The sequence below is a fragment of the Aeromonas sp. FDAARGOS 1404 genome (assembly GCF_019047085.1).
Classification (GTDB): domain Bacteria; phylum Pseudomonadota; class Gammaproteobacteria; order Enterobacterales; family Aeromonadaceae; genus Aeromonas; species Aeromonas veronii.
In genome coordinates this window covers 4156974-4172569 of record NZ_CP077237.1, presented here as the reverse complement: position 1 = coordinate 4172569, position 15596 = coordinate 4156974, and the positions used below count along the sequence as shown (strand labels likewise).

The window sequence follows — 15596 nt, the reverse complement described above, 5'->3', positions numbered from 1 at the left end:
ATCGGGGCCATTTAATTCAAGGCAATGGGAAGGCGGGATGAACAAATCCCTGGTAACCATCGATATGCAACTTGGAAAGCAGTTCCACTTGATGTTGATCCTCGACGCGGGTCGCAATGGTGGTCACACCGGCATTGTGTGCGGCGCGACACACAGCCGCCAGGAATGAGGTGTCTGCCCCCGGCTCCATGACCTGACTGGTATAACCGTGATCGACCTTGACATAAGCCGGCGACAGCTCCTCCAGATAGCCCAGAGACTGGAAGTGACGACCATAGTGGTCAACCCCCCACTGGAAGCCATGAGCTTGCAAGGTGCCCACCAACGCAGCCACGTTGTCTTTATGTTTCATGATGGCAGCTTCAGGTATTTCAAATAACAACCGCTCTTTGAGCTCTGCATGTTCGGTCAGATAGCGCGTCAGCCAGGTTAAAAACTCATCCGAGCAGAGCGAGCCAGCAGTGATGTTGATCGCCAGTACCAGATCAGACTGTTTTTGCAGTAATGGAACGCAAGCATCAAGCACCGCCTGGTCAAACTCGCCCCCCAATTTGAACTGTTCAATCGCGGGCAAGAACTGACCGGCAAAATAATCTGTGCCATCCCGAGAGATAGAAGCAAACAGCTCGGCATGCAACCTTGCTCCATTATCAAACCGGCAAGCTGGTTGGGCTTTGAAGCGCCAAAGTTGACGTGAAATGGCATCTTGTACCAGATCTCGCCAGGCCAAACGCCCCATCAAACCTTGCTCAGTCCCCCCTTCCATCACCACAGCACCGCGGCGTTCATTGCGCGCCTTGCCAAGCGCATTATCGGCTTTGGTCAACAAGGCAGAGAGATCATCATTGCCATCACGACCGGCAATACCAATGACGGAGAGCGCATCCCCTTCGCCCATTGGATTCACCACCAGATCAGCAATGCGACTATTAATCACTTCAGCCAACTCTTTTAGCTGAGTCAGATCGTCAGTTGGACAGAGCAGCGCATATTCCGTCGCGGAGATCCGTGCCAAGGCGGCGCCATCCCACCCTTTTAATTGCTCTTTCAAAGCCTGAGCTATCGATTTGACCATGTTGTCACGGGCAGCAAAGCCTTCATCGCGATAGATATCATCCAGCATGTCGACCGCAACCAGCATGACGCCACCTTGGCCAGCCTCCGCTATCCATGCGTTTACCTGACCCACAAAATAGGCTCGGTTGCCAAGCCCCGACACGGCATCGACATAAACCCGCTCACGCAATTTCTCGGCCTCATCGGCTTGCTCTTTGAACTGCAACGCCAACTTGCTTGAGAGGGTGTTGATCGCCTGAACGACCTGCTTCAATTCATGGGTTTTAGGCTCCGGGATCGTATGACCGAAATGGTGCAGCTCGATCTCGACGGCTTGATCACAGATCTGTTTGAGTGGCTTGAGCAAGTAGTTGAGTGCTCTCATCAACAAAATTGTGGTGATCAAAAAGCCGACCAGAAACCAGCTCGCCAGCTCGCTCATCCCCCGCCACAACTCGTAATAAGCCTGGCCAGGGTGACCCACTACTTTTAATTTTCCAAGCTGCAACCAGCCAGACGTCAGAATTGACTCGTTGGATACCTCAGGAAACAGACCCAAATTCACAAACCACTGCGGCACCCCCTGAATATTGTTGGTATTTTCCTGCTCGATGACATCCTTTGATGCAAGCAGGTCAAGGCGAACAAGTCGATAATAGCCGCCATCAAAAATAGCCTGGATCACCGACTCGGCACCGACTTTGTCACCATTTTCCAGATAGGGGGTGAGCGCAAGCCCCAGCGAGGTTGCCGTATTGATGACCGTTGTTTCCTGTTGCTGCGCCAGATAAGTGCGGGTTGAATTGAATTGCACCCAGTATGTGGCCGCAAATAACAATCCAAACAGCAGCAGCATGGTGGCTAATAACTGTCGATAGAGCGTCATAGGTTAATCATCCAAATTCACCACTGGCCGAGCCAATCGCCCCGAGGTCATGCGATTGCGTAAATCATTCCATAATCCCAAGCGGGATGATTGACCAGCCAGTTCCCCTTGGCCTCGTGCCTTCATCAACCACAAGTGACTACCGTTAAAACTGTAAATAGGCACCAAATCACGCCGCTGTGTGGCAGGGCGAATCGAGCCTATCAAATTATCCAAAATAACCGGAACGGAAGAGGGTGTCTCATAATATGCCACCACCATGTGAAACTGGTTGTAATCAAGAGCCTTTACGTACACCATCCGCATTTTATCATCCGGGATCCCAAGCTCGAGCAGCGTAGAGTATTTAGCGATACTGAAATCTTCACAGTCTCCCCCGGCGGCTCCCAAAAATTCTAGCGGGGTTGCCCAATAATCCTTTTTGCGCCACAACTTGATATCGTCAATAAAACGCATCCGATTGAAAAAATTATTTACCCGCTCAAGCTTCTTTTCTTCGCTCAGGGCCCTGCCCTTTGTCTCCATGACTAGCATACGCCAACTGGTTACACGCTTGCCGGCTCTGGCGCCATAGGTCTGCTCCGCCCGTTTGATCAAGTTGAGATCTTCCTGTGGCAGAGGCTGACTGGCACAGAGCAGAAGTGAGAAGGGTAACAGCAGGATCCATAAGGAGTGGCGCAAAGCGCGTAGGGATCTGTATCTCCATTCATTAAGAAGATAACACCATCTGTTACTAGTACCACGCTGGAGTGTCACATCATATTCCTGCTGCATTATTGCTGCTGCACTCCTCAAAGCCCGTGCAACCACCTGCGTTAGCCAAACATGGTGACTACCAGCAGCAGTCACCATGTTGGCGTTCATGCTCCCTGCGGGATCATGGGCAAATGGTTATTGCCTGGCCTGCCATTCAGCGGGTTGTTTGACGCTAAATGCATTGAGCAGACTGCCTGTCGCGTTGAGAATGCGATAGTCCGCCAGCAGTGCATCATACTCGGCAGTGATATAGCTGCGACGCGCCTCGAACAGTTCGTTCTCGGTGTTCAATACGTCCAGCAATGTCCGTTGACCCAACCCAAACTGCTTCTTGTATGCCTGTACGGTGTCATAGCTGGCGTCAACATGCTCTTTCAGGAAGGTCTTTTGCTTGGCCAGCGACTCTTTCGCGTTCCAGGCCAGACGAGTGCCTTCCTCAACCTGGCGAAACGCATTCAAGTGAATGTCTTTCGCCTGAGAGTAGAGCGCCGATGTTGCATTGCTCTCTGCCACATCAGAACCGCCACGGAACAGGTTGTAACGCATGCGCACCATTGCGGTCAGATCATCGTTGCGCCCTTTGACCGCATCGATATCCTCATTCCAGTTCTGATCGACCTCGAATGTTACATTCGGGTAGAAACCGGATTTGGCGCCTTCATGTTGATACTTGGCCGCTTCGATATCCTGCAAGGAAGAGAGCAGGGTGGGGTGGACTTCGGTCGCCGTTTTCAGCGCACTATCGAGGCTGGTCGGGATAAGCTCGGTATTGGGAACCGGCTGCACCAGATCTTTGGGTACCTCGTTCACGACACGAATAAATTCACTCTCTGCATCTCGATAGTTGTTTTCAGCAGCAGCCTGATTTGAATAGGCTCGGGCAACACGACCTTCAATCTGGGTCTGATCCGCAGTAGAACCAAGCCCTGAATCAGTCCGCTTGCTGATGTCGCTGCGGATCTGTTCGTGGGTTTCCAGGTTTTGTTTGGAAAGCTCCAGGATCTCCTGCTGACGCAGCATATTGAGGTAGACCTCAGCTACTCGCAGCGCGGTATTTTCAGCTTCAGAGATCATCGCCAGACGCTGGGCATTCGCTTCAGCTTCGGTTCTGGAGACATTGTTGCTGACATCAAAGCCATCAAACAACATTTGCCGCAGACTGAGCCCAGCCTCTTTACGAGTCAACGAGTCATCACTAGTTGGATCACGACGCGTTGAAGGGCTATCAGTTTTTTCATAGCCTACGCCGCCACGCAGATCGATCGTAGGATAATAGCCACCCTTGGCTCCATCATGCTGATAGAGTCGTGCCTGATACAGATCAAACGCTTCCTTTATCTTGGGATGCGTAGCAAGTGTCTGTGCCACCGACTCTTCCAGAGTCTGGGCCTGACCCAAACTCGGGATCAGGATGCAGCCACTGACCAGCATGGCAACAATCGTTTTTTTCATGTTATCTCCAGTCATGTTTTGTTTTTAGATTGTTGGCTTATCGTTCTCTCAGTGCCGACTGCTTTGCCCGTAAAATCGGCTTAAGCAAATAGTCTAGGACACTTTTTTTACCAGTAATGATATCAGCACTGGCTAACATACCGGGGATGATGGGAAGTGCGTTAAGCTCATCGCCCAAGTAACTCTTCTCTGTTCGAACCCGAACCAGATAAAAGGAGTTCCCCTCCTCATCCTGGATCGAATCCGCACTTATCTGTTCAACCTTGCCATGCAATCCTCCATAGATTGTAAAGTCGTAGGCAGTAATTTTGACGATGGCATCCAGCCCCGGTCGCAGGAAGGCGATATCTTTCGGTGACACCTTGGCTTCTACCAGCAAGGTATCCTCCAGCGGCACAATCTCCATCAAATCCATGCCGGGCTGAACCACGCCGCCCAGGGTGTTGATCTTGAGTTTCTTGATGGTGCCCTTGAGCGGAGCAATCACGCTGGTCCGGTCGACCCTGTCTCGCAAGCCAACCTGCCCTTCTGATAACTGGCCAAGCCGCCCCTGTTTCTCATTCAGTTCAGTCTGGGAGTCTGCTCTGAACTTCAGCGCAATATCATTACGCTTGGAGATGGTCTCACGCAGTACCGAATTGAGTTTTGGGATCAGCAGACGGTTGCTCTCCAGCTCCCCCTGCATCTCGTTGACCTGCCGCTCAAGCTTGATCAGCTCCACTTGAGGCACTATGCCCTCTTTCGCCAGCGGACGGCTAATATTCAGTTCCTGTCTGGCCAGATCCACACTGCGATTCACGGTGCGGATCTTGGCATTCAGTTCAATCAGCTCCTGCTCTTTCTGTTCGATTTGCTGACCAAGAATATAGAGCTGGTTCTTCAGGTTATTGAGGCGATCCCGCTGTACAGAGCGCTCACGGTGCGCATATTCGGCAAAGACGGTTTCATAACCATCGGGGAACTGGATTGGCGCTTCGCCTACCACGACCTGTTCACGCCACCCTAACGCTGGGTCGTTTTTCACCTCGACGCTGGCCATCTCGGCGCGCAGACGAGCCACATCCCCCTTGAGGGTGACTACCTCTTGCTCCCGTTCTCTAAAGTCGGAGCGGAAACGGGTGTCATCAATGCGCAGCAGCGGCTGCCCCTTTTCGACGATATCCCCCTCTTTGACGAAGATCTCTTTGACGATCCCCCCTTCCAGGTTCTGGATCACCTGCAGCTGACGGGACGGAATAACTTTGCCCTGACCCACGGTGACTTCATCCAGTTCGGCCCAGGCCGCCCAGACGATGGCACTCATGAAAAAGAGGAAACAGCACCACAACAGGATACGAGCTCCGGTCGGCGTGGTCAGCAGTACAGCTGCCGCGCCGTCATCGACAAACTCCAGATGCTCGGGTGCCGGCAATACCTCGCCGGAAGGCGTCTTTTTGCTGCGCTTGAACCAGTCCATGAGCCCCTTAACCATGGGACACCTCCTGCACGCGTACTTTCCCTTCCTTCAACTGCTGTAACACCACCTCTTTGGGGCCATCAGCAACGATCTGCCCCTGCTCGATAACGATCACTCGCGATGCCACATCCAGCATCGAGGTTTTGTGAGTGATGAGGATCAATGTGGTTTCCGGGCCCAGTCTGGCAAGCTCCTGTTTGACCTGCATCTCGGACTGGTTGTCCATGTTGGAGGTCGGCTCATCCATCACCAGAATGGGGGGGTCATTAAGCAGGGCGCGAGCCAGCAGGATCGACTGACGCTGGCCACCGGAAAGCTGACGGCCACCCTCGCCTATCTGCCGATCCAGCCCGTTGGGATCCCGGTTGGTAAAGTTGGTGACACCCGCCCGCTTGGCGGCGCGCAAGACTCTCACATCATCCACCAGCGGATTACCCAGCATGATGTTGTCCCGCACCGAGCCAAAGAAAAGAATGACATCTTGCGGGACACAACCAATATTGCGACGGATCACAGCAGGTGGCAGTTGATCGAGTTCAAAGCCGTCGATACGTACCGAGCCATCGGTCGGTCGATACAGTCCCATCAACAACTTCTCGAGGGTCGTTTTACCCGCCCCAATCCGGCCGATAATCGCCACCTTTTCGCCCGGCTGAATGCGCAAATTGATATTGTGCAGGGTGCTGGTTTCCATTCCCGGATATTTGAAGGAGACATTTTCGAATTCAATTCGGCCGGCAATCACCGGATGATGGATATATTGCTTGCCCTCCTCCTGCTCACCCGGGGTTTGCATGATTTTTTCCAGAATATCCAGTGCTGACTTAGCCTGGTTATAACGGGTCGACAACACGGAGAGTTGTACCATGGGCGCAATGGCACGACTGGAGAGCATCACGGCGGCAATCATGCCCCCCATAGTGACCAAGCCTTCGGAGATCTGGTAAACACCGACGATCACCAGACCGACCGTCACCACCTGCTGGATATAACTGGCCAGTGAGGACATGGAGTTGGTAATGCGGCGGGTCTGTACGCCCCAGGTGGAAATATGGGAGACGGCCTGTTCCCAGCGATGCTGGAACATGCTCTCGGCGCCGAAAATCTTGACGGTTTCCAGCCCGGAAATACTTTCAATCAGGTTGGCGTTCTTCTGGGACGCAAGGCGTGACCCCTCTTCGATGGACTGCTTGAGGGGCTCCTGAATATAGAAGCTGTAGGCGATGAGGATCAGCATGGCGACGATGGGGACCACCACCATCACACCGGCAAACATCCAGATAATAAAAAGGAAGAAAACGGCAAAGGGGAGATCGATAAGAGTAGAAACCGTTGCGGAGGTGAAAAACTCCCGCACCGATTCAAATTCCTGCAGATGTTTGGCGAACGCGCCAGTGGAAGCGGGACGAGACTCCATCCTCATGCCCATCACCTTGGCGAAAATCTTGGCGGACAGTAGCACATCAGACTTTTTGCCAGCGATATCGATAAAGTAACTGCGCAACTGCCGCATCACAAAATCAAAGGTAAAGACCACCATGGCCCCGACCGCCAGCACCCAGAGCGAATCAAACGCCAGATTGGGCACAATCTTGTCATAAACATTCATGGTAAAGAGCGGACTGGCGATGGCAAACAGGTTGATCAGAATGGAGGCGATCAGCACATCGCGATAGATGCCGCGGGATTCGAACAAGGTGCTCCAGAACCAGTGTCCATCACGGGTTTCCAGTACCTTGGGCGAGCGCTCGTCAAACTTGAACTGCTTCTTTACATAGAAGAGGCGTCCCAGATACTCATCACCCAATTGGGCTGCGGTCAGCCATTGCGCGGCATCACCGGCCTGCGGGAAAATCACTTTCCCCTGGCTGCGATCTTCGTTCCACTCCAGCAAAATGCAGGCGCCACCACTGCGCATCTGCAATACACAAGGCAGCAGCAAGGGAGAAATATCGGCCAGTGGCTGTATCACTTCACGGGCGGATAACCCGCCCCGCTCGGCAGCACGGCAAAAGAGTGCGGTTGTCAGGCGTCCGGAGACCAGTGGCAACCCGGTCGTCAGGGCATCCTGGCTGTTGGGCACACCATAAAAACGGGTCAAGAAGACCAGACACTCCAATAACTCATCAATACGACTTGTTTCTGCTTGCATAGCATCCTGTCACTGCATAAATGAGGTAGATAAGAGCGTTCATCGCTCATATTTCCCTGCTATAGCCACGCTAAAACCGAGTGGCCTTCCCGCTGATGAGACTGATCAGGGGATAAACCTGTCCAGATAGATCGCGACACTCATCGCCAATTTCCCGGCACAGCAGCAATGGCGGCATGATTCGTTATTGGTAAAAATAATCGGCTCATCAACACCATGCTAACACTGCAATCAGGGTGAATGTCGGTGTTAATTGATAATGACATTTATTATGGCGCACCACTATATCAACCGGCACGTACCAAAACTATAGTTTAGGGTATGAAGTTTTTTATATAACCCTATGTTTTACGTGAAAATAATAATCTGGCGCTCAATTATAGGTCAGGGAGTATGAAGGGTCTGCCCAACGCGTGACCTTGCGGGCCGCTCAATGAAAGTGCTTTGGCAATGTCCGCCATGGCCGTCCAGCGATTTTCACACCAGGCTGGCGCCAACAGGGTTGGACGGCGCGCGGATGCCGAAATCCGGTGATACACCACCTCGGGCGGCGTGTGCTGGATCATGGCAACGGCCGCCTCCACATACTGCTCCAGCGTCAATACCTCAAGGCGCCCCGCCTGCCACGCTTTGCCAAGAGTACTGCCTTCAACCACATGAAGCGGATGCAACTTGATCCCCTCAACACCGGTCTCAACGATGCGATGCAGGGTATCGAGGCTGTCCATCGGTACTTCGCCAGGCAGGCCGACGATCAGATGGGCACATACCTTGATGCCACGCTGATGGGCACGTCTTACCGCATCCTCATAGGCGGCATAACCATGGCCGCGGTTGATCCGTTGCAGGGTCTTGTCATTGGCACTTTGCAGCCCGAGCTCCAGCCACACCTCGTAGTCCCGGGCCTGATAGCCCGCCAACAGATCCAGCACCGCATCCGGTACGCAATCGGGGCGAGTGCCCACGCAGAGCCCCACCATATCGCTCACCGACAGCGCCTCTTCATACATCCGCTGCAGATATTCGACCTCGGCATAGGTGCTGGTATAGGCCTGAAAATAGGCAAGATAGCGCTTGGCACGGGTGACTTCGTCCCGGCGAGCCAGCAGTTGTTGCACCACGGAGAGTTGTTGGGCCGACTCGTCGGCAAAAGAGGATACATTGCAGAAGGTGCAGCCACCACGACCCAGGGTGCCGTCACGGTTCGGGCAGGTGAAGGCCCCGTGGATGGAGAGTTTGTGGATCTTCTGACCATGACGTTGCTTGAGATCCTGACCGAATGTATTGACGAGTTCGTGTAACTGCATGACACCTCCGCTAAAGGAGCGCCATTGTACGAGCTTGCGCAAAACAGGGGCTGAGCTGGATCAAGCTAGCGGAGAGGGTAAAACATATAAATACCCGACCAATTTTGAATAAATATAGAGAAAAAGCGCAAAAAAAGGATTTTTACAGTTCTTTGACGATTCAAACAGTAAACATCCATATGAAAATGAGACCTGATAACCCACTGTTGAACAATGAGAAATTCAAAGAGACCCGACAGCACACAATTGCAAGCATGGGATATTGAAAATGTGATCCCTTCCGCTGTCGGCCACATCGGGTTGGTAAAATTACTACATTCGCCCATCGTCGCCGAGCACACCATTGAGCCTGTCAATGGCGATATATTTAACCAACAAAATCAAACAACACAGAATAAATACTTCATAACTGCGAGCGAATCCCCCTAACCCGACATTTTGTTATGCGAATGTAACCATGAAGACAAACCTGACCTGCGATTGACCTCGCCAGAAAATCCCATTAGTTTGGAGATTCGCCACGTCAGGCAGACGGAACCACAAGAGCCAATCGCAATTTATGCAGTCAGGTGATGACTGTGCGATACAAGGCCGAGCAAGGGAGAAATGCAATGTCACTATATGATCCAAAGCTGGAGAGGGATAACTGTGGCTTCGGCCTGTTGGCCCACATGGAAGGGGAAGCCAGCCACAAGCTTGTCCGTCTCGCGATGTCAGCATTGGCTCGCATGCAGCACCGCGGCGGGATCTCCGCCGATGGCAAGACCGGCGATGGTTGCGGTCTGCTGCTGCAAAAACCGGACAGCTTCTTCAGAGCTGTCGCCGAGGAGAAGGGATGGCACCTTGGCCGCAACTATGCGGTCGGCATGCTGTTTCTCAACCCTGACCCCGTATTGGCCCAGCAGACCCGCGACATCATCGACGAAGAGCTGGAAAAAGAGACCCTGAGTCTGGTCGGCTGGCGCAAGGTGCCCGTCGATACCAACGTACTGGGTACCATCGCCAAAGCCTCCCTGCCCAGCATTGAACAGGTCTTTGTCAACGCCCCGCCCGGCTGGGTCGACAAGGATCTCGAGCGCCGTCTCTATATCGTGCGTCGCCGTATCGAAAAGCGCGTCAACGATGACTACTTCTACGTGGTCAGCCTCTCCAACCTGGTCACCGTCTATAAAGGGTTGTGCATGCCGGTGGACTTGCCGCGCTTCTATCTGGATCTCGCCGACATCCGTATGCAGGCGGCCATCTGCGTCTTCCACCAGCGTTTCTCCACCAACACCAGCCCGCGCTGGCCGCTGGCCCAGCCGTTCCGCTATCTGGCCCACAACGGCGAGATCAACACCATCGCCGGCAACCGCCAGTGGGCCAAGGCACGCAGTTACAAGTTTGCGACGCCGCTCATTCCCGATTTGCAGGAAGCGGCCCCCTTCGTCAACACCACGGGGTCGGATTCCTCCAGTCTCGACAACATGCTGGATCTCTTCCTCGCCGGTGGCATGGACCTGTTCCGCGCCATGCGCCTGTTGATCCCGCCTGCATGGCAAAAGCACCCGAACATGGATGACGACCTGCGCGCCTTCTACGACTTCAACTCCATGCACATGGAGCCGTGGGACGGCCCGGCCGGTATCGTTATGACCGACGGTCGCTACGCCACCTGCGCACTTGATCGCAACGGTCTGCGTCCGGCCCGCTACGTCATCACCAAGGACAAGTTCATCACCCTCGCCTCCGAGGTCGGCACCTGGGACTACACCCCGGACGAAGTGCTGGAGAAGGGCCGGGTCGGCCCTGGCGAGCTGTTCGTGGTGGATACCAGCAACGGCAAGGTGTGGACCAGCTTCGAGATCGATGACGATCTCAAGACCCGCCACACCTACAAACAGTGGATGGACAAACATTGCCGCCGACTGGTCCCCTTCGAGCAGATGGACGACAGCCAGACCGGTAGCCGCGAGTTCTCCGACGACCAGCTGAAAACCTATCAGAAGTTGTTTGGCTACTCCTTCGAGGAGCTGGATCAGATCATCCGGGTGCTCGGTGAAAATGGTCAGGAGGCGGTGGGCTCCATGGGGGATGATACCCCGATGGCGGTGCTCTCCTCCGGCCCGCGTACCCTCTATGACTACTTCCGCCAGATGTTTGCACAGGTGACCAACCCTCCCATCGATCCACTGCGTGAGAACCACGTGATGTCACTGGCCACCTGTATCGGTCGCGAGCAGAACGTCTTCAACGAAACCTTCGGCCACGCCCACCGGGTGCTGTTTCAGTCACCGATCCTGCTCTACTCCGACTTCCACCAGCTACTGGCACTGGAAGGTGAGTACTACCGTCATCAGGTGATCAGCCTCAACTTCAAGCCCGAAGAGGGACTGGAAGCGGCCATCGTGCGCATCTGCGATGAGGCCAAAACCGCCGCCAGGAGCGGCACCGTACTGCTGGTGCTGTCTGATCGCGATATCAGCGCCGACACCCTGCCGATCCCGGCCGCCATGGCGGTGGGTGCAGTGCAGCGCACCCTGGTGGACAACAACCTGCGCTGCGACGCCAACATTCTGGTGGAGACCGCAAGCTGCCGCGACCCGCACCATTTCTCGGTGCTGCTGGGCTTTGGCGCGACCGCCATCTACCCCTATCTCGCCTACGAAACCCTGGCCAAACAGGTTGAAGAGGGCGTGCTCACCATGTCCCTGCGCCAGGCCATGGTCAACTACCGCAACGGCATCAACAAGGGGCTCTACAAGGTGATGTCCAAGATGGGCATCAGCACGGTCGCCAGTTACCGCTGCTCCCAGCTGTTCGAAGCGGTAGGCCTGGCCAAGTCGGTGGTCGATACCTGCTTCCGCGGCGTTTCCAGCCGTATTCAGGGTGCCGATTTTGCCGACATCCAGCAGGATCAGCACAATCTGGCCCGTCAGGCCTGGCTGGTGCGCAAGCCCCTCCCCCACGGCGGCCTGCTCAAGTTTGTCCACGGCGGCGAGTACCACACCTACAACCCGGATGTGGTGCAGACCCTGCAAACCGCGGTGCGCTCCGGCAACTATGCCGATTACAAGGAGTATGCCCGTCTGGTGAACGAGCGCCCGGTTGCCACCCTGCGCGATCTGCTTGCCCTGAAAAAAGTCGACAATCCGGTCGCGCTGGATCAGGTTGAGCCGGCCGACAAGCTGTTCCCCCGCTTCGACTCCGCCGCCATGTCCATCGGCGCCCTCGGTCCTGAGGCCCACGAGGCACTGGCTGTCGCCATGAACCGCCTCGGCGGTCAGAGCAACTCCGGCGAAGGTGGCGAAGATCCCAAGCGTTTCGGTACCGAGAAAAACTCCCGCATCAAGCAGGTGGCTTCCGGCCGCTTTGGCGTCACCCCCCACTACCTGATGAACGCCGATGTGGTGCAGATCAAGGTGGCTCAGGGTGCCAAGCCCGGCGAAGGTGGCCAGCTGCCCGGCGACAAGGTCACCGCACAGATCGCCCAGCTGCGTTATTCCGTGCCCGGCGTGACCCTGATCTCGCCGCCGCCGCACCACGACATCTACTCCATCGAGGATCTGGCCCAGCTCATCTTCGACATCAAGCAGATCAACCCGAGCTGTCTGGTGTCGGTGAAACTGGTCTCAGAGCCCGGTGTGGGCACCATCGCTTGCGGCGTGGCCAAGGCCTATGCCGACTTTATCACCATCTCCGGTTATGACGGCGGCACTGGCGCGAGCCCCCTCACCTCGGTCAAATATGCCGGCTCCCCGTGGGAGCTGGGCCTGGCCGAGACCCAGCAGGCGCTGGTCGCCAACGGTCTGCGCCACAAGGTGCGGCTGCAGGTGGATGGCGGTCTCAAGACTGGTCTGGACATCATCAAGGCGGCCATCCTCGGCGCCGAGAGCTTCGGCTTTGGCACCGGCCCCATGGTGGCGCTCGGTTGCAAATACCTGCGTATTTGCCACCTGAACAACTGCGCCACCGGCGTTGCCACTCAGGATGAGAAGCTGCGTCGCGAGCACTTCACCGGCCTGCCGGAGATGGTGATGAACTACTTCAAGTTCATCGCCGAAGAGACCCGCGAGCTGATGGCTCAGCTCGGCGTCACCCAGCTGACCGACCTGATTGGCCGCACCGATCTGCTGGAAGCCCTGCCCGGCCTCACCGCCCGTCAGGCCAAGCTGGATCTCTCTGGCATTCTGGCCCGTCCGGTAGCACCGGCAGGATCCAGCCTGTTCAGCCAGCAGCACAACCCCACCTTCGACAAGGGGCCGCTCAACCTGAAAATGGTGGAAGATCTGCTGGAAGCGGTGGAAACCTCAAGCGGCGGCGAGTTCCGCTACGACATTCGCAACACCGACCGCTCGGTGGGGGCGCGTCTCTCGGGCGAGATCGTCAAACGTCACGGCAATCAGGGAATGGCGGCGGATCCGGTCAAGGTGCACTTCAACGGCACCGCAGGCCAGAGCTTCGGCGTCTGGAACGCAGGTGGCCTCGAGATGATCCTCACCGGTGACGCCAACGACTATGTGGGCAAGGGGATGACCGGCGGCAAGCTGGTGATCAAGCCCCATGTCGGCGTAGCGTTCAAATCCCATGAAGCGGCCATCATCGGCAACACCTGCCTCTACGGCGCCACCGGCGGCAAACTCTACGCCGCAGGCACTGCCGGCGAGCGTTTCGCGGTGCGCAACTCCGGCGCCCTGGCGGTGGTCGAGGGAATTGGCGACAACGGTTGTGAATACATGACCGGCGGCATCGTCACCGTACTGGGTCAGACCGGCGTCAACTTTGCGGCGGGCATGACCGGCGGCTTTGCCTACGTGCTCGACGAGTGCGGCAACTTCGCCAAGCGCACTAACCCCGAGCTGGTGGAACTGCTGGACGTGGCGGATCTCGCCATCCATCAGGAGCACCTGCGCGGCATCATCACGGCGCACCTCAATGAGACCGGCAGCTCGCGCGCCGAGGAGATCCTGGCCAACTTCGACTCCTATGTGCCCAAGTTCAGGCTGATCAAACCCAAGTCCAGCGACGTGAAATCGCTGCTGGGTCACACCAGCCGTTCCAGTGCAGAACTCAGAATCCAGGCGCAATAAGGAGGGAACCCTATGAGCCAGAACGTATTTCAGTTTATCGATGTCCAGCGGGTCGACCCACCCAAGAAGCCTCTCAAGATCCGCAAAATCCAGTTTGTGGAGATCTACGAGTCCTTCAATCAGCCGCAGGTACAGATGCAGGCGGATCGCTGCCTCGAGTGCGGCAACCCCTACTGCGAGTGGAAGTGTCCGGTCCACAACTACATCCCCAACTGGCTGAAGCTGGCCAAAGAGGGGCGCATTCTGGAGGCGGTGGAGCTCTCCCACCAGACCAACAGCCTGCCGGAGGTGTGTGGCCGGGTTTGCCCGCAGGATCGCCTCTGTGAGGGCTCCTGCACCCTCAACGATCGCTTCGGCGCGGTGACCATCGGCAACATCGAAAAGTACATCACCGACAAGGCGTTCGAGATGGGCTGGAAGCCCGATCTCTCGAACGTGGTCAAGACCGGCAAGCGGGTTGCCGTCATCGGCGCCGGCCCTGCGGGTCTTGCCTGCGCCGACGTGCTGGCACGCAATGGCGTCACCCCGGTGGTGTTTGACAAGTATCCGGAGATCGGTGGCCTGCTCACCTTCGGCATCCCCTCCTTCAAGCTGGAAAAAGAGGTGATGCAGCGTCGCCGCGAGATCTTTCAGGGGATGGGCGTGGAGTTTCGTCTCGAAACCGAGGTGGGCAAGGACATCACTTTCGCCGATCTGCTCGGCGAGTTCGATGCGGTCTTCCTCGGGGTCGGCACTTACAAGTACATGAAGGGCGGCTTTGCCAACGAAGAGGCGCCGGGCGTCTATGACGCCCTGCCCTACCTCATCGCCAACGCCAACCGGTTGCTGGGCTTTGAGAAGGAGCAAGCCGACTACATCGACTTCGCCGGCAAGCAGGTGGTGGTGCTGGGCGGCGGCGATACCGCCATGGACTGTGTACGTACCGCTATCCGTCAGGGAGCCGCCAAGGTGATCTGTGCCTATCGCCGCGACGAGGAGAACATGCCGGGCTCCAAGCGGGAGGTGAAAAACGCCCGCGAGGAGGGGGTCGAGTTCATGTTCAACCTGCAACCGGTAGCGGTCGAGCTGGATGCCAGCGGTCGCACCGTCGGCATCAAGGTGGTGAGCACAGAGCTGGGTGAACCCGATGCCAATGGCCGCCGCAATCCGGTGGTCATCGAAGGCTCAGAGCAGGTGCTTGCCGCCGATGCGGTGGTGATGGCGTTTGGCTTCCAGCCCAACCCCCAGCCCTGGATGGCGGAGTTCGGCATCGAGCTCGATAACCGGGATCGCATCAAGGCGCGCGAGCAGGCGGAATATGCCTTCCAGACCAGCAATCCCAAGGTGTTCGCCGGTGGCGACGCGGTGCGTGGGTCCGATCTGGTGGTGACCGCCATCTACGAAGGGCGCAAAGCGGCCGAAGGGATCATGGACTATCTGGCGGTCTGATCCGACCGACCAAGACCCTGATGCGCTTTCACAA

General features: G+C 56.2%; 8 protein-coding genes. 2 read left to right on the top strand and 6 right to left on the bottom strand.

Annotated features, from left to right (window positions below; translation table 11 throughout):
* Nucleotides 1-16 precede the first annotated feature (16 nt).
* The 6 genes from I6L34_RS19430 to I6L34_RS19405 all read right to left on the bottom strand — a co-directional run bounded on the left by I6L34_RS19430 (nt 17) and on the right by I6L34_RS19405 (nt 9065).
* Nucleotides 17-1942 (bottom strand): EAL domain-containing protein, encoded by a 1926-nt coding sequence (locus tag I6L34_RS19430; protein WP_058059335.1) that lies wholly within the window; start codon nt 1940-1942, stop codon nt 17-19.
* A 3-nt stretch (nt 1943-1945) separates the two neighbouring features.
* Nucleotides 1946-2698: a transglutaminase-like cysteine peptidase gene (locus tag I6L34_RS19425; RefSeq protein ID WP_234781291.1), complete on the bottom strand. Its 753-nt coding sequence runs from the start codon at nt 2696-2698 to the stop codon at nt 1946-1948.
* 135 nt (nt 2699-2833) lie between these two features.
* Nucleotides 2834-4150: a TolC family outer membrane protein gene (locus I6L34_RS19420; protein WP_058059334.1), complete on the bottom strand. Its 1317-nt coding sequence runs from the start codon at nt 4148-4150 to the stop codon at nt 2834-2836.
* A 37-nt stretch (nt 4151-4187) separates the two neighbouring features.
* Entirely contained in the window at nt 4188-5621 is a 1434-nt protein-coding gene (locus I6L34_RS19415) for an HlyD family type I secretion periplasmic adaptor subunit (RefSeq protein ID WP_005350982.1), read from the bottom strand.
* The gene (locus tag I6L34_RS19410; protein WP_005350980.1) at nt 5614-7758 is read right to left on the bottom strand and encodes a type I secretion system permease/ATPase; all 2145 of its coding nucleotides are present in this window, start codon (nt 7756-7758) and stop codon (nt 5614-5616) included. The genes I6L34_RS19415 and I6L34_RS19410 overlap by 8 nt, the downstream gene beginning before the upstream one ends.
* A gap of 377 nt (nt 7759-8135) precedes the next feature.
* The gene (locus I6L34_RS19405) at nt 8136-9065 is read right to left on the bottom strand and encodes a TIGR01212 family radical SAM protein (protein ID WP_058059333.1); all 930 of its coding nucleotides are present in this window, start codon (nt 9063-9065) and stop codon (nt 8136-8138) included.
* A 611-nt stretch (nt 9066-9676) separates the two neighbouring features.
* Here I6L34_RS19405 and gltB point away from each other — a divergent pair.
* Both gltB and I6L34_RS19395 read left to right on the top strand, forming a co-directional pair.
* Nucleotides 9677-14134 carry a glutamate synthase large subunit gene (gene gltB, locus I6L34_RS19400; protein ID WP_058059332.1) on the top strand — a complete coding sequence of 1486 codons (4458 nt, stop codon included), beginning with the start codon at nt 9677-9679 and terminating at the stop codon, nt 14132-14134.
* Between the two features lie 12 nt (nt 14135-14146).
* Nucleotides 14147-15562: an FAD-dependent oxidoreductase gene (locus tag I6L34_RS19395; protein WP_216955190.1), complete on the top strand. Its 1416-nt coding sequence runs from the start codon at nt 14147-14149 to the stop codon at nt 15560-15562.
* The last annotated feature ends 34 nt before the right edge of the window (nt 15563-15596 follow it).